This window comes from Streptomyces sp. MspMP-M5 (assembly GCF_000373585.1).
Taxonomy (GTDB): domain Bacteria; phylum Actinomycetota; class Actinomycetes; order Streptomycetales; family Streptomycetaceae; genus Streptomyces.
On sequence record NZ_KB891911.1, the window covers coordinates 44724 to 61991 of the forward strand.

The 17268-nt window shown below is 73.4% G+C and carries 18 protein-coding genes and 1 pseudogene; 14 read left to right on the plus strand and 5 right to left on the minus strand.

What is annotated here, in order from left to right; genetic code table 11:
- The first annotated feature begins 117 nt into the window (after positions 1 to 117).
- Positions 118 to 1047, plus strand: coding sequence for an alpha/beta fold hydrolase (locus B073_RS0127380; protein WP_018541284.1), 930 nt, complete (start codon positions 118 to 120; stop codon positions 1045 to 1047).
- Positions 1048 to 1106: 59 nt separating this feature from the next.
- A pseudogene (locus B073_RS49390) lies at positions 1107 to 1214 on the plus strand (MarR family transcriptional regulator); the annotation flags it as partial.
- Between the two features lie 126 nt (positions 1215 to 1340).
- Here the strand turns inward: B073_RS49390 and B073_RS0127390 are convergent.
- From B073_RS0127390 to B073_RS0127400, 3 genes are all read right to left on the minus strand, one after another.
- Positions 1341 to 2096, minus strand: a complete 756-nt coding sequence (locus B073_RS0127390; protein ID WP_018541286.1) for an SDR family oxidoreductase — start codon at positions 2094 to 2096, stop codon at positions 1341 to 1343.
- A 349-nt stretch (positions 2097 to 2445) separates the two neighbouring features.
- Positions 2446 to 2691, minus strand: a complete 246-nt coding sequence (locus B073_RS0127395; RefSeq protein WP_018541287.1) for a hypothetical protein — start codon at positions 2689 to 2691, stop codon at positions 2446 to 2448.
- A gap of 164 nt (positions 2692 to 2855) precedes the next feature.
- On the minus strand, positions 2856 to 3434 hold the full coding sequence (locus tag B073_RS0127400) for an RNA polymerase sigma factor (RefSeq protein ID WP_018541288.1): 579 nt from the start codon (positions 3432 to 3434) through the stop codon (positions 2856 to 2858).
- A gap of 129 nt (positions 3435 to 3563) precedes the next feature.
- Here B073_RS0127400 and B073_RS47310 point away from each other — a divergent pair, with 129 nt between their 5' ends.
- Positions 3564 to 3701: a hypothetical protein gene (locus B073_RS47310; protein ID WP_018541289.1), complete on the plus strand. Its 138-nt coding sequence runs from the start codon at positions 3564 to 3566 to the stop codon at positions 3699 to 3701.
- A gap of 95 nt (positions 3702 to 3796) precedes the next feature.
- Positions 3797 to 4450 (plus strand): TetR/AcrR family transcriptional regulator, encoded by a 654-nt coding sequence (locus tag B073_RS41285; RefSeq protein ID WP_018541290.1) that lies wholly within the window; start codon positions 3797 to 3799, stop codon positions 4448 to 4450.
- Positions 4451 to 4551: 101 nt separating this feature from the next.
- Here the strand turns inward: B073_RS41285 and B073_RS0127415 are convergent, their stop codons facing one another.
- Positions 4552 to 4902, minus strand: coding sequence for a DoxX family protein (locus tag B073_RS0127415; RefSeq protein ID WP_018541291.1), 351 nt, complete (start codon positions 4900 to 4902; stop codon positions 4552 to 4554).
- 115 nt (positions 4903 to 5017) lie between these two features.
- On the opposite strand from B073_RS0127415, the gene B073_RS0127420 reads away from it, so the two are divergent.
- Together B073_RS0127420 and B073_RS0127425 are read left to right on the plus strand one after the other, a co-directional pair.
- Positions 5018 to 5938: a LysR family transcriptional regulator gene (locus B073_RS0127420; protein ID WP_018541292.1), complete on the plus strand. Its 921-nt coding sequence runs from the start codon at positions 5018 to 5020 to the stop codon at positions 5936 to 5938.
- A gap of 97 nt (positions 5939 to 6035) precedes the next feature.
- Positions 6036 to 6803 carry a maltokinase N-terminal cap-like domain-containing protein gene (locus B073_RS0127425; protein WP_018541293.1) on the plus strand — a complete coding sequence of 256 codons (768 nt, stop codon included), beginning with the start codon at positions 6036 to 6038 and terminating at the stop codon, positions 6801 to 6803.
- A 345-nt stretch (positions 6804 to 7148) separates the two neighbouring features.
- On the opposite strand, the gene B073_RS0127430 is transcribed toward B073_RS0127425, so the two are convergent.
- A complete protein-coding gene (locus B073_RS0127430) occupies positions 7149 to 8498 on the minus strand; it encodes a hypothetical protein (protein WP_026247780.1) in 1350 nt (449 codons plus the stop codon).
- Between the two features lie 429 nt (positions 8499 to 8927).
- Between B073_RS0127430 and B073_RS0127435 the strand changes: the two genes are divergently transcribed.
- The 8 genes from B073_RS0127435 to B073_RS0127470 form a co-directional block, all read left to right on the plus strand.
- Positions 8928 to 10295: a hypothetical protein gene (locus B073_RS0127435; RefSeq protein ID WP_018541295.1), complete on the plus strand. Its 1368-nt coding sequence runs from the start codon at positions 8928 to 8930 to the stop codon at positions 10293 to 10295.
- A gap of 295 nt (positions 10296 to 10590) precedes the next feature.
- The gene (locus B073_RS41290; RefSeq protein WP_018541296.1) at positions 10591 to 11496 is read left to right on the plus strand and encodes an acyltransferase domain-containing protein; all 906 of its coding nucleotides are present in this window, start codon (positions 10591 to 10593) and stop codon (positions 11494 to 11496) included.
- Positions 11468 to 13306 carry an acyl-CoA dehydrogenase gene (locus tag B073_RS0127445; protein ID WP_018541297.1) on the plus strand — a complete coding sequence of 613 codons (1839 nt, stop codon included), beginning with the start codon at positions 11468 to 11470 and terminating at the stop codon, positions 13304 to 13306. The genes B073_RS41290 and B073_RS0127445 overlap by 29 nt, the downstream gene beginning before the upstream one ends.
- A gap of 14 nt (positions 13307 to 13320) precedes the next feature.
- Positions 13321 to 14421 (plus strand): 3-oxoacyl-ACP synthase III family protein, encoded by a 1101-nt coding sequence (locus tag B073_RS41295; RefSeq protein ID WP_018541298.1) that lies wholly within the window; start codon positions 13321 to 13323, stop codon positions 14419 to 14421.
- Positions 14418 to 15263 (plus strand): SDR family NAD(P)-dependent oxidoreductase, encoded by an 846-nt coding sequence (locus B073_RS0127455; protein WP_018541299.1) that lies wholly within the window; start codon positions 14418 to 14420, stop codon positions 15261 to 15263. The genes B073_RS41295 and B073_RS0127455 overlap by 4 nt, the downstream gene beginning before the upstream one ends.
- A 25-nt stretch (positions 15264 to 15288) precedes the next feature.
- Positions 15289 to 16395, plus strand: coding sequence for a beta-ketoacyl-ACP synthase III (locus B073_RS0127460; protein WP_018541300.1), 1107 nt, complete (start codon positions 15289 to 15291; stop codon positions 16393 to 16395).
- Positions 16368 to 16628 carry an acyl carrier protein gene (locus B073_RS0127465; protein ID WP_018541301.1) on the plus strand — a complete coding sequence of 87 codons (261 nt, stop codon included), beginning with the start codon at positions 16368 to 16370 and terminating at the stop codon, positions 16626 to 16628. Before B073_RS0127460 ends, B073_RS0127465 begins: the two co-directional genes overlap by 28 nt.
- A partial coding sequence (locus B073_RS0127470) for a beta-ketoacyl synthase N-terminal-like domain-containing protein (RefSeq protein ID WP_018541302.1) occupies positions 16625 to 17268 on the plus strand: 644 nt, incomplete at its 3' end. The genes B073_RS0127465 and B073_RS0127470, both read left to right, overlap by 4 nt.

Sequence of the window (17268 nt, forward strand, 5' to 3'; positions counted from 1 at the left end):
AGTCGTCTCGGTACGGGTCGGTGGTCCGTATCGTGCCAGGCAATTTTGTTGATACAACCGTACCAAGATCGTGGTACGTTCGTATCACGAAGACCGCGAACAACGGATTCCCCGGAGGTGGCCGTGTCCGTGACCACTACCCGTCCCCCCGCCGATGTCGGCCGCTACGTGAGCGAGGCCCTGCGCGACGAGTACTTCGCCGCGTGCGACGCGCTCTACGCCCTCGGAGCGCCCGCGGCCGCGGAGCAGGACGTCGAGACGTCCTTCGGCACCACCCATGTCTACCGCTACGAACCGGCCGACCCCGCCGCCCGGAACCGCACCCCCGTCGTCCTCGTCCACGGCTCGGGCTCCTGCTCCGCCATGTGGTACCCGAACACCCCCGCCCTCAGCGCCGAGCGGCCGGTGTACGCGGTGGACACCCCGGGGGACCCCGGGCGCAGCGTGCAGCGCGCACCCATCCACCAACCCGAGTGCGCCGCGCAGTGGTTGGACGAGACGCTGGCCGCGCTCGGACTCGACCACGTGCACCTGGTCGGCTCCTCCTACGGCGGCTGGCTCACCCTGAACCAGGCACACCGCAGGCCCGGCCGGCTCGCCTCGGTCACGCTGCTCGACCCCGGCGGACTGGAGAAGGTGGGACTGCGCTTCTTCGTCTGGATCTTCCTCAGCCTCTTCGCGACCTCCGCCCCGAAGGCGCTACGTCCGCGCCTGGCGGCGTGGTTGGAACAGCCGGTGATCATCGTGACCGAGCTGCGCACGATGATCCGGAAGGGCGTCCGGGCCTTCCGCGTCCGTCGCCCGTCGCCCCTGCCGCTCTCCGACGACGAGCTGGCGAGCATCCGCACCCCGCTCTATCTGGTGCTCGGCCGGCGCAGCCTCCTGGTGCACCCGAAGCGGCAGTTGGAGCGGGTGCCGCGGCTGATACCGGGTGCGCGCGCCGAGATCGTCTCCGAGACCGGCCACGGGCCGCAGATCGACCACCCGGAGGCGGTCAACCGCCGGATGCTGCGCTTCATGGACTCCGTCGACGGAGCCGCCCGGTGACCGGCTGACCCGCGTCCCCGCCGGGTCGCTCCGCCGTGGTGACCGCGTCGCGCCTTTTGATGGCCCTGTCGGCACGGGCCCTGGCCTCGATCGACACCTCGCTGACGCTGCCTCAGTTGCGGACGCTGGTGGTGCTGGAGGGCTGCCGGCCGCTCAAGCTCGCGGCGTTGGCGGAGATACTCGGGGTGAACCCGTCCACGGCGATGCGGATGGTGGACAAGCTGGAGGCCGGGGCCAGGTGTTCGCGCTGCATCGGGGAACGGAACCGCGACGGTCGCGCCCGGCAGTCGCCCTCAGCGCGTGGTGTACCCGCCGTTGACGAAGAGGGTCTGCCCGTTGAGCCACCAGCCCTCGGTGAGCAGGAAGATCACATAGGGCGCGATGTCCTCGATCTTGGTCAGTTCGCCGTTCATGGCCGAGGACTTGTGGAACGCGACGGAGTCGTCGGTCTCGGCCGGGTAGAAGAATGAGGTGTCCATCGGGCCCGGGGCGATGTTGTTGACACTGATGTTGCGGCCGAAGAGCTCCTTCGACAGGGCTCGGGTGAAGTGCTCGACCGGTGCCTTGCTGCCGGCGTACACCGAGTACAGGCCGGTGTAGGCGGCCAGCAGCGAGGTGACGACGGTGACGATCGAGCCGTCGCGCTCGATGCGCTCGGCGGCCTCCCGCATCATGAAGTAGGCGGCCTTGGAGTTCACCGCGAACATCCGGTCGTACTCGGCCTCCGAGGTCTCGGTCATCGGCTTCTTGATCACCATGCCCGCGGTGTTCACACAGGCGTCGACCCGCCCGAACGCATCCATCGCGGCGTCGAAGAGCCCCTCGACGCCAGCCACCCGCGTCAGGTCCGCCTGGTGCGTCACCGCGTCGCCGCCCGCCCGTTTGACTGCCGCGGCCGTTTCCTCCGCGTCGGTACGGGAGGAGTCGCTGTTGTAGTGCACCACGACCTTCGCGCCGTGCTCGCCGAGCTGCCGGCTGACCAGGCCGCCGAGGTTCCTGGAGGCCCCGCCGACCACGACGACCTTGTCCTTGAGCGTACGAGCGGGCATGACGCGTCTCCTCACACAGTGGTGTCCGTCCCCGCGCGTGCGCGCCGGCGCGCCTCAGCGCCCGTACGCCCGGGCCGTGTCCCCACACGTGCGACGCGCGGCCACCCCGACGCTAAGCAGGGCCCCCGGTGATCGCATCCGCAGGCCGGACGGGCGTCACCCGCCCAGCCGACCTGGGAACCTCCGGCACGCCGTGCGCGTGCGCGAAGCGGCGGGCGAGGCGGGCGAGGCGGGAGGCGCGGCCCTTCCCCTCGCAGGGGCCGCGCCATCCGTCACCTCGTCGCTTCACCCGGGTGCCCGCCGCGTCATAGCGAGTGTGCCGACGCATCCGAACGGTGCGGTGCGCCGCTCACCACTTCACCACCGACCGCCCCAGCGCCGCCCCGTCGAGTCCGTCCCGGTACCAGGCATCCGGCGACAGGTCGGGGGGCTCAAGGGGATCCGGGGCGGCGGCGGGCAGCGCGGCGGCCGCCGCCACCGTGTCGTACAGGGCCTGCCAGTCACATGCGCTCCGCGTGACCGAGGGCAGGAGCTGGTCCCCCTCCGTGAGGTAGGCCAGCATCCTCTCGTGCGGAGAGGAATTGCTGTTCGTCATGGTTACCCTTCCGTGAAGAACTCCTGGTGTGGGATCGGTCCCACCCCGGGGCCACGGGTCTGGCTGGCAGCCACGCCGTGGCTCCGGGGCACAGCCCGGTCCGGCACTGCGGACGTCGGGCGCGGCGGCCGCCGCACGCGACCGCCGCGCGCCCGGGGCATGCCTTATGCGGGTGCCGGCTCATCGTCGTCCCGGCGGAGCCCGGCCCTGGCCTTCGCCTCGGCCGCGGCGAGTTCACGGCTGACGGTCGCCGACGAGATCTCCAGCAGCTCGGCGATCTCGATGCCCTTCAGGCCCCAGACATGGGTGAGTTCCCAGACCGCTGCCTGCCGCTCGTCGACGATCGCGGTCTTCACCGATTCCAGGAGTTCCAGGTATTCGAGTGCGATGGTGGGTTCGGGGCCGAACTTCCGGGCGTGTTCGGGGGGTTCGTCGTAGAGCCGCTCTCCCGAGGATGCCTTGCGCCAGTGGTCCCGGAGCTTGTTCCGGGCGACCACGGTGGCGAAGACGATGACCGGCTTGTCGAACTCGGTGCCGCGGCGGAACGCCTGGAGGATCGCGATGCAGGTCTCCTGGGTGATGTCCTGGGCCAGGTGGTAGTCGCGGGTGACCCGGGTGACCGAGGAGATCAGCCGCGGTACGACGGTCCGCAGCGCGTCCTCCATCAGCGCGTCCTCGCGCTCCTTCGACAGCCGACGGTGCGCCTCCCCGGAGTCGTCGCCGCCCCCTGAGAGCTGCCTCATGTGTCGTCCTCTCCACTGACCGGGTACCGCGACCGCGGCCCCGGGCTCGATAGGAGGACGTGTCGGCGCGCGGATTCTTTTCACGGCCGCCGGCTGAAAATTCCGGCGGCCCCGACGGGACCTGACAGCATGGATACCCGCATCGCCCTCGTGCTCGTACTCGGCGGCCTCGCCGTCTATCTCGCCTACTCCGACCCGGTGCTCGGCGCGGCCCTCGGCATCGGCGTCGCCGTGGTCTCCCTGCTGCTGTCACTGCTGGACAAATAGCGCGGACTGCCCGGCACCATCTGCCGATCTCGCCGCCGCGAACGCCAAGTATCCGCGCGCGTTCATGAGTTACCCCACCGAGGAGTGTATTACCCATGCGAGTAACGGAAGGTACGGGCGAGGCGGGGGCCGCCTCCGCCGTCGGGCCGGGGCGGTCACCGGCCGCGCGCGCACGACGGGCGCAGATCGTGGACGCGGCCATCGAGACCCTGGCCGAGATCGGTCACGGACAGACGACGTTCGCGCGGATCAGGGAGCGCGCGGACATCTCCAGCACCCGGCTGATCTCCTATCACTTCGGCACCAAGGGGGAGTTGATGAGCGCCGTTCTGGAAGAGGCCGCGTTACGCGCACACCAGGCGATCTCGCACCGCGTCGCCGGCGAGACCACGGCGACCGGGGCGCTCCGGGCCCGGATCGAGGCACAGGTGGAGTGGGTGGCCGGCAACCGCTCCTCGATGCGGGCGATGTACGAGATCTGCCTGAACGAGCGGGACGCGGACGGCACGTTGCGCTACGGCATGGCGCCCTCCGCCCAGGCAAACGTCGAGGCACTGGAGCCGATCCTGCGTGCCGGTCAGGAGAGCGGGGAATTCCGCCGGTTCGACACGGGGTTGATGGCGCTCACGTTGAAGTCCGCGATCGACGCGGCAATCGTCCGCATGACGCATCCACCGTGCCTGACCGTGGCACAGTGCGTCGACGAACTGACCACCTTGGCCCACCTCGCCACCAGGCGGGAGTCGTGACCGCCGCGGAAGGCGTGCCCACCGACGCCGGGCGGCCTTCCGGCGCATCTGGCGCGTGTCGACGGCGCTATGCAGGGGGCGGCGTCCTGGCTCGACAACTCCTAGTGCAGCACGGCCAGGACGAGCGAGGCGACGGCCAGTCCCAGGTATCCCGCGGGCCCCGCCATCGTCGCGTAGGCACCCACCCGCACATGGGCGACGACGGCGCCGACGAAGAACAGCACCAGGCCCACGGCGGCGGCGACACCGAGGACATGAGCCCCCAGGAGCCCGGCCAGGAGCCCCACCGCTCCGGCGCCCTTGAGCCCGCCGAGCCACGGAAGCCAGGACCGCGGCACCCCCACCGCGGCGGAGTTGGCGAGGACGAACTCGGCCCTCGCCAGGTCCGCCACCGCGATCCCCCCGTTCGCCACGATCGCGATGACGGTGACGAGCACGTAGGCCACGGCCATGTGCCGACGCCTCCCTTCCCCTCCGTTCGGCCTGTCTGTGACCAGGCCCCTGTCTGTGACCAGGCTCGTCGTGCCGGCGCCCGGCGTCCAATACCTGCGGCTATAACCTGGCGGCATGGATGTCGACACCCGGCTGCTGCGCTACTTCGCCGCCGTGGCGGAAGAGGGGCGCCTGACCCACGCCGCGCAACGCCTGTTCGTCTCCCAGCCGGCGCTGACCAAGCAGATCAAGCAGCTGGAGGCACAGCTCGGGGTGGTGCTGTTCACCCGCTCCCGGACCGGGATGGCGCTGACGGAAGCAGGGCGCGCCCTGGCCGAGCGGGTGCCTGCGCTGCTGGCCGACTGGGACCGGATACTGCGGGAGGCGAAGGCCGCGGCGAGCCGGGCGGAGCGGGTGCTGCGGGTCGGCTTCGTGGCCAGTGGCACCAACGAGGCGACCCCGGGCATCGTCGCGGAGTTCGCCCGGCGCCGACCGGGCTGGCGGGCCGAGATGCGGCAGGCCGCGTGGTCCAACCCGTCCGCCGGACTGGCCGATGCGGAGGTGGACGTCGCCCTGGTGCGGTTGCCGTTCCCCGGCCAGGACACGGTGCGCGTCGCGCCGCTGTTCACCGAACCGCGCTGGGTGGCACTCGCCGACGGGCATCCCTTGGCCGCACGCCAGGTGATCCCGTTCCGGGAGCTGTGGGACGAGCCGTTCGTGGCCGCTCCACCGGAGACCGGCCGGTGGCGGGAGTACTGGCTGGCCGCCGACGAGCGCGCGGGGCACCCGGTCCGCATCGGCGCCGTCACCGACCAGCCGGACGACTGGCTCAGCGCGATCGCCAACGGCTACGGCATCGCGCTCGCGCCCGAATCCGCGTCCCGCTTCTACGCCCGCCCCGGCGTCACCTATCGCCCGGTCACCGGCGTCAGCCCCAGTCAGGTGGCCGTCGCCTGGGCCCCGGCCGACGACCCCAACCCGGTCGTGCAGGACTTCGTGCGGTGTTGCCTGGAAGGGATCGCTGGTAGGGACGGAAGGGATGGGAGCGGCGGCTGACGGGGCACGTCAACTCCTGTCCCTGGCCGAAGGTTGTTGCCTCAGCAGGCAACGCCATCGGCCGGGCAACGGCTGGTCAGGGGTGGTATGAAGGGGCATGGCTGTCATACACCGCACCACCCTGAAGCCCACCAAACTGGAGCTGCTCACCGCCTGGCTCCCGAGCCGTCCCTGGTACCGGGGCACCTCCCAGGCACCGCAGTTGGCCCGGGCGGGCGGATTCCGGCTCGACGATCCGCAGGGCGAGGTGGGGATCGAGTGCCTGGTGGTCACCGACCGGTCCGGTGACCTTCCCTTCACCTACTTCGTTCCGCTCACCTACCGCGGGGCGCCGCTCGACGGTGCCGAACAGGGCCTGGTCGGCACGCTGGAGCACGGCGTACTGGGCCGTCGCTGGATCTACGACGGGGCCCATGACCCCGTTCTCGTGGGCCAGTTGTTCGCCGTCTTCCAGGGCCGCGCCGTACCGCAGGCACAGGACGACTCCGATGTCCGTGACGACTCCGTCCACGGCCGCCTCGCCGGGACCGCGGCGGCCGCCGCTGGGGGCTCTTCGAGGGTGGTGGGTGCGGCGACGGTGGTCGACGGGCAGCGCGGCACCGAGCTCGTGTTGACGACCACCGCGGCAGCGGACGGGGAAGCCGGAGCGGACGGGAAAGCGGCCGGCGCTCGTCCGGACCGCGCGCGGGCCACGCTCGGCCTGCGTCTGGAACGCGTGCTGGAGGCGCTGCCGCAGGAGGCGGGCGTCGGCTCCACGGGCAGCGCAGCCCCGGAGTGCCTGGGGTCCCTGACCGGTGTCTGGCAGTCGGCCGACGGTGTAGAGCTCCGCGGTCTGTTCGCGGCGCTCCACACCGCGGAGCGCTGACGGGTCCGACGGTTCCGCGCCGCCACGCGAACGTCGGTTCCGGCGGAGGGAACAATTTCCCTCCGCCGGGGCGGAGTTCCCAAGGCCCGGGAGATGCCTGGCGTGGTCCGGTGGGGCGGGCAGGGTACGTGCTTCTGGGTGAAGAGTCCGGGCGGGTGGGCGTGCCGGGAGTCGAAACGGCGCCGCCCCTCCCCTCTTATAGCTGTGTGACTGACCCTGTGGACATGGCGATGGCGTTGCTGTGCGGATCATCCGCGGTGCCGGTGAAGGGCGAGGCGGAAGAGCACCGGTCGGTGGACGTACGGCGGCGGGTGCCTGGCAGTGAGGAGCGGACCCGGGCGGGCCTTACCGGGCCGTCGCGCGCAGACGTTCCCGGAAGGCTTTGACGTGGGGGTTGCGCTGATGGGGCGCGAGTCGGTGGGCCAGGCGGGGCAGTGTGCCGTGCACGGAGCCGGCGGCGAGCTGCCGGTGGTGGCGCAGGGCGTGGAAGGAGTGCTCCACCGCGGCGTCGACCTCGTCCAGGGCGAGCAGGGTGTGTGCGAGCTGGACGTGCAGCAGGGTGCGGGCCTTGTGGTGGTCGGCCGGCCGGCAGGCGAGCGAGTGCTCCAGTTCGGACAGGGCCGCCTTGTGGTCACCGAGGCTTGAGAGCATCTCGGCCCGCTGGTAGCACAGGGCGGTCTCCGGATAGCTGGTGAAGGGCCCTTCGGGGCCGGTGGCACGGGCCAGGTGCTGTTCCGCGGTCAGCAGGTCGGCGGTCGCGGCGCGGCTCCGACCGGCGCCGGCCAGGACGACGGCGCGCCCGGCGTGGAGATACGCGCGGACGGCATCGGGCACCGCCGTTCCCGCGGTGTCGATGGCGGCCTCGGCAAGGGCGAGGGCCTGGCGGTGGTCGCCGAACTGGTGGGCCTGCACGCTCAGGCAGCGCAGCACGATCGCGTACGAACCCCGGTCGCCGGCCGCATGGGCGAATTCGAGGGCGATGTCGTAGTAGTGCTGGGCGAGGGCCGGGTGACCGGTTTCGCAGGTGCGGCCGGCCAGCAGCAGGGTCAGGTGGGCGGCGCCGGTGAGCAGGGCGCGCCGCAGGCCCGGGTCGGCCGGGGCGGTGAGCAGCGGCGCCACCTCCGTGGCGAGGTATCCGGCCAGCGCGGACCGGCCGTGGGCGCCGCCGTACCGCTCCCCCAGCAGGGAGCTGCGGGCCGCCATGGCCTCCAGTCGGGCGGGAGCGTCGGCGGATGCCTGGGGGGCGCGCGGGTCGGCCGGGGGCAGGGCCGGCTGACGGCTCCCCCAGTCGGTGAGGACCGGTGGCGGGGCGCAGAGCACGGTGCGGGCGAGGTCGGCCCGGCGGGCGGTGTCGGTCTCCGCGCGGCACAGGGCGGTGAGCCTGTGGACGGCGTCGCCGCCGCGCAGGGCGCAGGTCAGCGCGCCGCCGGTGGGGTCGGGGTCGGGGAGCCCGATGTCCTGGAGGGTGAGCCGGCGGCCGAGGCGGTGGCTCAGTGCCTGGCCGATCAGGTGGCCCACCGGGGGGCGCGGGCGGGCCCCGTTGAGCCAGCGGGCGACCGAGCTGCGGTCGTAGCGCAGGCGGAGGCCCTGGGCGGCGCCGAGGGCGTTGACGGCACGGGAGAGGTCGGTGGCGGTCCAGTCGGCCTCGGCCAACAGTGCCGCGAGCATTCGGTTGGGGCGGCGCGGGGGCGTCATGGTGTGGCTGCCTCGCTCACTCGTCGGGCTTTCCGGCTCGGCGCTGCGCCTGTCGCAAGCAGGACTTTCAACACGTTCACGCTTCCCGCCACGATCGGGCGTTCCGCCCCGGCTCGATTCATGGTTCCGTTGATGGGCGGCTGTTGGCTACGGCGCAGTGGTCCGCAGGGCGCGAATCCGGCCACCGTAAGGCTGCCCCGGAAGAATTCCGTGGACACCCGCGCGAACCAGGCCGTTGACGGGTATGCATGCGATCAGGCGTAAGTGCAGGACCAGGTACGGACATTACTTCTCATGAACTCCTTTCGTCCCTTCCGTTTCTCCGGCTCCCCTCGTCCGTTCGTCCACGGTGGGACCGTGGAATTGACGCGGAATGATGCGGGCGAGGCGGCCGGTGCGGATCCCGAACCCCCGTGCCGGGAGCCGTAGGTGCCGCCGCCGTCGCGCCGCCGTAACGAGAATCTGCGGGCCCTCCTGGCGGAGGCCCGCTGGACGCAGGAGGCGCTGGCGCGCACGGTCAACGCCCTCGCCGCGGAAATAGACCTCGACCTGAATTACGACCGCACGGCCGTAGCGCACTGGCTGAGCGGGACGCGTCCCGCTCCGCCGGTGCCGGAGTTGATCGCGGAGGCCCTGACCCGTCGCTTGGGCCGCGCGGTCTCGCCCGCCTCGGCGGGCCTCGCCGGCGAGCCGTCCGCCTCGACGGGCGGACGGCTCCCGGCCTCCGGCACGCCGATCGGCACCGCCCTCACCGAGCTGTGCAGCATGGAGAACGACCCGGCGCGCCGGGCCTCCGCCCGGATGCTGCCCTACCGGGAGGCGGAGTTGGCGAAGGCGGCGGCCGGTACCGCCGACCGGAGACCGGCGCCTCCGGTGCCGCGCGGCGAGCCCGACGCCGACGGCGACCTCGGTGTCGTCCGGCTCGCGGTGCAGTTCTACTCGGCCTCCTTCGACGCGCACGGCGGGCGCCGGGCCCGCTCGGCGCTGGCCGCGTACCTCGCGGACGACATCGCTCCGCTGCTGCGCGAGCAGGAGGGCCAGGAGCCGCGCCGCGGGCTGCTGGTGGAGGCGTCCCGGCTCTCGTTCCTGCTGGCCCGGATGTACCAGGACGCCTCCGTCCACGGCCTCGCCCAGCGCCATTTCTCCACCGCGCTTCAGCTCGCCGACGAGTCCGGGGACGCCACGGCGCGGGCCGTCGTCCTGCGCGGGCTGAGCGCCCAGGGGCTCGGCCTGGGCCACCGGCGGCTCGCCCTGGACGCCGCCGAGGCCGCCGCCGCCACCCGTGTGCCGGACGCGCCGGCCCGGGCGTTCCTGCTGTCCCAACTCGCCGTGTCGCAGGCGGCATGCGGGCGGCACCGTGCGGCGCGGGAGTCCCTCGGCCGGGCCGAGCGCGCGCTCGCGAAGGGCGGGCGGGGCGGTGGGGCGGAGCCCTTCACCGCGTACTCACGGGGTTCCCTGGAATTCCAGAGTGCCGAGGTCCTCAGATACACCGGTGACCTCCCGGCGGCACGTGTCACCCTGGCCAACTCCCTTGCGCACCGCTCGGATCAGGACCACCGGGGCATGGCGCTGAGTTACGCGCAACTCGCGGAAATCCTCATGGGCCTCGGTCATGTGGAAGAAGCCTGTGCCTCCTGGAATTCCTTCCTCGACCACTATGTCCATCTGCGGTCCGGGGCGGCGGATCTCGCCGCGGGCCGGCTGCGGCAACTGCTGACGCCGTTCCGGAACCTCCCGGTGGCGACCGCGGTGTTGCACCGGGCGTTCGCCGTGTCGTCTCCGTCCCCACACTCCTGAGCCACCGTCGCCTGCGCGTTCACCTCTTTCAACAGCCTCGGGGTGGAAACCCGGGCCCAGAGCCCGGCGACGGCTGTTGAATGGCACCACACCGACCGGAAACCACCGGAAATGGGATGTGGAAATGCGTGACGCCCCCGCGACCCCCCACGGAAGAAACGACTCGGCACCGCCCCGGATCCTCCATGTATTTCCCGGGCAGGGCGACTTCGCGGTAAGCCCACTGGTCCGAGCAGTACGCTCTCACACAACAGTACGAAAGGCCGTCCGCGAGGTATTCGAAGAAGCCGAGGAAGTGGGCGAGGAATTCGACATCGCGCCTTTGGGCAAGGCACTGCTGAGCGATGCGCCACCCAGCGGTCGCGAGCTGGCGGCCGGCAGTGTGGGAACTCCGCAACTCGCCTTGTTCTGCTCCTCGGTCGCGGTGCACCGTGCGCTCTGCTCGGTCGGACTGGCGCCCGACGCGGTGCTCGGGGTGAGTTTCGGGGAGATCGCCGCCCTCACCGCGGCCGGTGTGTTCGAGGTCGCCGAGGGCGCCCGCATCGCCTGCCTGCTGGCCCGTCAACTCGTCTACTGTGAAGGGGGGTTGACGCTGGTCGGCGCCGGCGAGGCGGACACCGAGGCGCTGCTGCGCCGCACCGGCTCCCCCGCCCTCGCCCTGGCCTGCGTCAACACCCCCGACCAGTGCCTGGTCAGCGGCCCGCTGCCGGCGCTGCGGACCCTGGAGGAACTGGCCGCGCGTCAGGGCGTCGCCGTCTCCCGCCTGCGGTTGCCGTTCTCCTCCCACCACCCGGCCCTCACCGGGCCCGCGGACGCCTTCGCCGCCGGGATCGGCCACCTCGCCCCGCGCCCGGCCCGGGTGCCCGTCCACTCCGCCGTCCACGGCGGCCCCTACGGCCCCCGGGACGACGTCCACCGCGGACTGGCCAACTGCCTGATCCATCCGTTCCGCCTGCCCCCGGTGCTCCATCGGATCACCGCCGGCGGCCGTGCGCTGTTCCTGGAGGCAGGCACCGGCCAGGCACTGACCGACAGCATCCGGCAGACCCTGCCGCCCGAAGCGGCCGGTGCCCACGCGCCGCTCGCCGACCCCACGTTCCCCTGGCCGCGGCCCGGCACCCCGGCCGCCCACCGGCCGCACACCGACCTCGCCGCCCTCTGGAGCCACCACGATGACCACCCGCACGCAGCCGCTCGGTGAACTGGCCGAGATCCTCAACGGGTCCCGCACCAGCACCCTGCGCAGCCGCCTGCTGACCGCCCTGGCCGCCGACCGCGAACAGCCGGCCGACGCCCGCGAGGACCGCGCCCACCGCACCCACCGGCGGCTGCGGCTGATCGCGGACCATCTGCCGCCGGTGCGCCGGCTGTTCCGCGACCCCGAGCAACTCGCCGCGCTCGGCGAGTGCGTGGCGCTGGTGGACCCGCCGCTGTACATGACCGTCATCAACCACTACGTGCTCTGCCTGGGCTCCCTCGTGACCCTGACCGACGACCCGGCGAGCGTCGGCCGGCCCTGGCGGGCCCTGGCCACCGGCCGCAGCAAGGGCGCCTTCCTGGTCACCGAGATCGGGGACGCCGGCAGCCACCTCGCGCCCCGGACGATCGCCCGATTCGACTCCGGCACACGGGAGTTCGTGCTCGTCACGCCGGTGGTGGGAGCGGCCAAGTTCTCCGGTGTCGGGGGCTCCGGAGTGCCGCACACCGCCGTGGTGTGCGCCCGCACCGTCGTCGACGGGATCGACCGCGGGGTGTTCTCGTTCGTGGTGGAACTCACCACCGCCCACGGCCCGCTGCCTGGCGTGACGGTCTCCCGCGGCCTGGACGCGCCGTCCCTGCCGCTGGACTACGCACTGGTGCGGTTCGACGGCGCCCGGGTGCCGTACGCCCAGTGGCTGCGCGACGGGGCCCGCATCGACGCCGACGGGGCCTTCCACGATCCGCTCGGCGGACCGGACGCCCGGCTGCAACGGACCCTGTCCGTGGGCCAGATGCTGTGGGCCACGCTGCCCTCGGCGGTGGCGACCATGGCCAGGCAGTGCGCCGTTTCGGCGCTCCGCTTCTCCGCGCACCGCCGGGCCCACGGCCGACTGGCCCCCGGCGCGCGCGTACTGGACCTGCGCAACCAGCAGCATGCGCTGCTCGGAGCACTGGCCGAGGCGTTCGCCCTGACCTGCGCCGGACGGACCGCACGGGAGATCTGGGCCCGGTCGCGCGCCGCCCGCGGCGCACCGGCGCACCGCGTGGACGGCATGACCTTCGCGCCGTGGACCGCGGTCGACCGGCCGCTGGCCGTGCTCAAGGCCGTCACGGTCCGCGGCGCCGCACGAGTGGCCGCCGCATGCCAGCACCGCTGCGGGCTCGCCGGATTCCTGCACCCCAACCTGCTCGACGGCTACCACGGCTTCGCGCACGCCTTCGACACCGCGGGCGGCGACAGCCAGCTGATCCTGCTGGACGCCGGCCGCGCCCTCGCCCGGGAGAGCGGCACCGGGCCGCTCGGCGCCATGCCGCCCGCCGACGTTCCCGCGGACCAACCCGGTTGGTGGCCGGCGGTCGCCCGCGCCCACGAGGACTGGCTGCGCGACGAACTCCACCGCGCGCTCCAGCGCCGCACCGGCGCCGGACGGACCGGGCTGGAACTGTGGAACCCGCTGCTGGACGCGGCACACGTGCTCGGGGAGGCATACGGCGCGCGCCTGGTCGCGGACGCCGTGACCGCCGCCGTCGAGGCCGTCCACGACCCCGAACTCCGGGCCGCACTACGGCCGTTGGCGGCACTCTACGGGGCCGTGGAGGCGCGCCGCCTGGCCGGCGGGCTGGTGGCCGCGGGTACCCTCGCCCCCGCCACCGTCCGCAATCTCCCCACGGTGATCGACGGCCTGTGCGACCGTCTGCTGCCCCATCTCCCGCTGCTGTGGGACGCGATGGGCGCACCGCCCGGCGCGGCCCCGGCCCCCCTGGGCGCCGACGACTACGCCGCCGCTCTGTACGACTTCCTCGACCGGTGACCGGAAAGGCCGTCATGAGTCCGCACTCCTCCCCCGCGCCGCCCATCGGCATCCTGGGCATGGGCACCTACCTCCCGCGCGGCACCCGCAGCAACGACGACATCGCGGCCGCGGCCGGTGTCACGCCGGAGTGGATCGCGCAGCGCACCGGCGTGCACACCCGGCATGTGGCCGACCCCGACGAGGCCGCCTCCGATCTGGCGGCGGCCGCCGTCCGGGCCGCGGTGGCCGCCGCGGGCATCGACGTCGACCAGCTCGACGTGCTGATCGCCGCCACCTCCACCCCCGACGAACTGGGCCCGTCCACCGCCTGCCGCATCCAGGCACTGACCGGCGCCAGGCACGCGGTCGCCCTCGACGTCAGCGCGGCCTGCGCCGGCTGGCTGTTCGCCGCCCGGGTGGCGCACGACTGGCTGCGCGGGACGGGCGGCGCGCGCTACGCGGCGGTGGTCGGCGTCGAGGCGTACTCCAAGTTCCTCGACCCCACCGACCGGGGCACCGCGGTGCTCTTCGCCGACGGGGCGGCCGCCGCGGTGCTGGGCCCCGTACCGGACGGCGCCGGCTTCGCCGACTTCCGCCTCGGCTCCGACGGCACCGGCGCGCACCACGTCCTGATCCCGGGCGGCGGCAGCCGCCTGCCGGCCAGTCCCGCCACGCTCGGCGAGCACCGGCACCACATCCACATGGACGGCCGGGCGGTACGGGACTTCATCGTCGAGACCTTCCCCCGGCTCGTCCGCGAGTGCCTGGCCGGCAACGGTCTGCGCATCGAGGACATCGACGCGTTCATCACCCACCAGCCCAACCCGGTCCTGCTGCGCAGCCTCGGCGAGCAGATCGGCATCCCGCGCGAGCGCCTGGTCATCGTCGGCGACGAGGTCGGCAACATCGGCGCCGCCAGCGCCCCGTACGCCCTGGCCGGCGCCGCCGCCCGCGGGCTGCTGCCGCGCGGCGGACGGATCATGCTGGCCGTCTTCGGCGCCGGCGTGACCTGGGGCAGTGCCCTGCTGACCTGGACCGGCGCCCCCGCCATCCGCATCGCCCCGACCCGCACGCCGCGCGCCTCGGTTTCCTCCCCCGCCTCCGTTCCCGCCTTGCAGAGGAGTTCCTCATGACCACGACGCTCCACGACCCGTTCCGGCTGGACGGCGCCCGCGCGCTGGTCACCGGCGCCTCACGCGGCATCGGCAAGGCCACCGCCGCAGCGCTCGCCCTCGCCGGCTGCGATCTGGCGCTGTCCGCGCGGAGTGCGGACGCGCTCAAGGAGACCGCCGCGCTGGTGGAGGCCGAGGGCCGCACCGCGGTACCGGTCCCGGGCGACCTGGCCGAACCCGGCGCCGCGGAGGCGGTGGTGGACGACGCGGCGGCCGCGCTGGGCGGACTGGACATCGTCGTCCACAACGCGGGCGTCCTGCCCGCCCAGGACGACGGCACGCCCACCCTGGTGCCCCTCCAGGACTCCGCACAGGCCGACTGGGACCGCGTCCTGTCGGTCAACCTCAACGCCACCGCGGCACTGTGCCGACGGGCCCACCACCACCTGACCGGCTCGTCCCGGGCCAGTGTGGTGCTGATGTCCTCGCTGGCCGGGGTCGTCGGCACCCCGCGGATGGAGGCGTACGGCGCGTCCAAGGCGGCGCAGATCGCGCTGGCCCGCAGCCTGGCGGTGGGCTGGGCACGCGAGGGAATCCGGGTCAACGCCCTGTGCCCGGGCTGGACCCGTACCGACATGACGTCCTTCGCCTACTCCCTGGAGCCGCTGTCGGACTGGCTGATGGCGCACGTCCCGCTGGGCCGCTGGGCGGAACCGGAGGAGATCGCCCGCGCCGCGCTGTTCCTCGCCTCGCCCGCCGCGTCCTACCTGACCGGCCAGGCACTGGTCCTCGACGGCGGGGCCTCCGTGCCCGACGGCGGGCTGGCGGGCATCCCCAAACCGCCGTCGCCGTTCACCGCCTGACCACCCGCGAGACGAGGAATACGCCATGAAAAGGGTGAGCCCCACCGCCGTGATCGACGGTATCGGCAGCTGCCTGCCACCGCGGGTGCTGACCAACGAGGACGTCCGGCGCCGCGGCGTCCTGGACACCACCGACGAGTGGATCCGCACCCGCACCGGCATCGCCCGCCGCCGGGCGGCCGAGGACGACATCAGCACCGGCGACCTCGCGGTGGCCGCGGCCCGCGCCGCCCAGGAATCCGCGGCGGCACGGGCGGACCTGGTGCTGGTCGCCACCACCACCCCCGACCGGCGCTGCCCGGCGACCGCGCCGGAGGTCGCCCAGCGGCTGGGCCTGGACACCGTGCCCGCCTTCGATCTGGCGGCGGTGTGCTCCGGCTTCCTCTACGGCCTCACGGTCGCCACCGCACTGGTCCGTACCGGGGTCTGCACCCGCCCCCTGGTGATCGGCGCCGAAACCTACTCCCGCATCATCGACCCGCTGGACCGGGACACCGCGGTGATCTTCGGCGACGGCGCCGGCGCGGTGCTGCTGCGCGCCGGCGACCGCGCCGAGCCCGGTGCGATCGCCGGCGCCGACTGGGGCTCGGACGGCACCGGCAGCGACCTGATCGCGATCGCCGCCGGTGGCGCCCGACTGCCCGACCCGGCACGGCGGTTGTGCCGCGAGGACCACTACTTCCGGATGCGCGGCCGGGAGGTGTACGGGCAGGCGGTGCGCCGGATGACCGCGTCCTCCCTCGCCGTCCTGGCGAAGACCGGCTGGCCGCCCGCCGCGGTCGGGGCGTTCATCGGCCACCAGGCCAACCAGCGGATCCTCGACTCGGTCGCCGACCGGGTCGGCATCCCCCCGCGATACCGCTTCGGCAACCTCCGCGACGTCGGCAACACCGCCGCCGCGTCCATCCCGCTGGCCCTCGCCGACACCGCCGCGCACCGCCGGGTCCGCCCCGGCACCCCCACCCTCCTCACCGCCTTCGGCGGCGGGCTCACCTGGGCCTCCGTCGCCCTCACCTGGCCCTCGGCCGACCCCCGCGCCCACCCGCCGGAGCCCCGCACGACCAGCTCGACCAAACCCCGCCACACCCACCGGAGGACCCCCTCATGGACGCTGTCTACGACCACCTCGTGACCGTGCTCACCGACAAGTTCGAGGTCGACGCCGAGGAGATCCGGCCCGACATCACCCTCACCGCCCTGGAACTGGACTCCCTCGCCGTCGTCGAGCTCTACGTCACCCTCCAAGAACACTGGGGCGTGCCGCTGGAGGAGGACGAAGCCGCGGCCGAACTGACCCTGGAACAGGTGGCGCTGGCGGTGACGACGCAGCTGGCCGGCGCCGATCGGGGAGGAGCCCCGCGGTGAGCGCCCCAGGCACCGACGCGGGTCTAGCGGTCACCGGAATCGGCCTGGTCACCCCGGCCGGTTCCGGCACCGCGGCCACCTGGGCGGGGGTCTGCGCCGGGCGGGGCACCGCGGCGCCCGACCCGGAACTGGCCGGCCTGCCGGTCGCGTTCTCCTGCCGCGTCCCCGGCTTCGACCCGCGCACCCAGGTCCCGGGCGCCCGGCCCTGGCAGCACGACCGCTGCACCCAGTTGGCACTGGCCGCCGCCCACGAGGCGGTCACCGACGCCGGACTGGACCCGGCCGCCTGGAACGCGCCCCGTGTAGCGGTGGTCCTGGGTTCCGCGGCCGGCGGCGTGGGCACCTACGAGGACCAGCACCGCAAACTCACCGGCGCCGGCCCCCGGGCCGTCTCCCCGCTCACCCTGCCCGCCTTCCTCCCCAACATGGCCGCCGGCCAGCTCGCCATCGCCCTCGGCGCCCGGGGCCCGGTCCTGCACACCGCGACGGCCTGCGCCTCGGGCGCCTCGGCGGTGGCCCTGGCGGCGCTGCTGCTGTCCGCCGGCGCCTGCGACATCGCCGTGGCCGGCGGCGCCGACGCCATGGTCACCCCGCTGTGCGCCACCGCCTTCGCGCGGATGGGCGCCCTCTCCCGCCGCCA

Excerpts from the sequence above, each read along its gene's own strand:
- B073_RS41295 (WP_018541298.1), top strand. The coding sequence starts at position 13,321 with ATGAGTCCGCACTCCTCCCCCGCGCCGCCCATCGGCATCCTGGGCATG.
- B073_RS0127390 (WP_018541286.1), bottom strand. The coding sequence starts at position 2,096 with ATGCCCGCTCGTACGCTCAAGGACAAGGTCGTCGTGGTCGGCGGGGCC.
- B073_RS0127425 (WP_018541293.1), top strand. The coding sequence starts at position 6,036 with ATGGCTGTCATACACCGCACCACCCTGAAGCCCACCAAACTGGAGCTG.
- B073_RS0127400 (WP_018541288.1), bottom strand. The coding sequence starts at position 3,434 with ATGAGGCAGCTCTCAGGGGGCGGCGACGACTCCGGGGAGGCGCACCGT.
- B073_RS0127415 (WP_018541291.1), bottom strand. The coding sequence starts at position 4,902 with ATGGCCGTGGCCTACGTGCTCGTCACCGTCATCGCGATCGTGGCGAAC.
- B073_RS0127460 (WP_018541300.1), top strand. The coding sequence starts at position 15,289 with ATGAAAAGGGTGAGCCCCACCGCCGTGATCGACGGTATCGGCAGCTGC.
- B073_RS41285 (WP_018541290.1), top strand. The coding sequence starts at position 3,797 with ATGCGAGTAACGGAAGGTACGGGCGAGGCGGGGGCCGCCTCCGCCGTC.
- B073_RS0127395 (WP_018541287.1), bottom strand. The coding sequence starts at position 2,691 with ATGACGAACAGCAATTCCTCTCCGCACGAGAGGATGCTGGCCTACCTC.
- B073_RS0127465 (WP_018541301.1), top strand. The coding sequence starts at position 16,368 with ATGGACGCTGTCTACGACCACCTCGTGACCGTGCTCACCGACAAGTTC.
- B073_RS47310 (WP_018541289.1), top strand. The coding sequence starts at position 3,564 with ATGGATACCCGCATCGCCCTCGTGCTCGTACTCGGCGGCCTCGCCGTC.
- B073_RS0127445 (WP_018541297.1), top strand. The coding sequence starts at position 11,468 with ATGACCACCCGCACGCAGCCGCTCGGTGAACTGGCCGAGATCCTCAAC.
- B073_RS0127430 (WP_026247780.1), bottom strand. The coding sequence starts at position 8,498 with ATGACGCCCCCGCGCCGCCCCAACCGAATGCTCGCGGCACTGTTGGCC.
- B073_RS0127455 (WP_018541299.1), top strand. The coding sequence starts at position 14,418 with ATGACCACGACGCTCCACGACCCGTTCCGGCTGGACGGCGCCCGCGCG.
- B073_RS0127420 (WP_018541292.1), top strand. The coding sequence starts at position 5,018 with ATGGATGTCGACACCCGGCTGCTGCGCTACTTCGCCGCCGTGGCGGAA.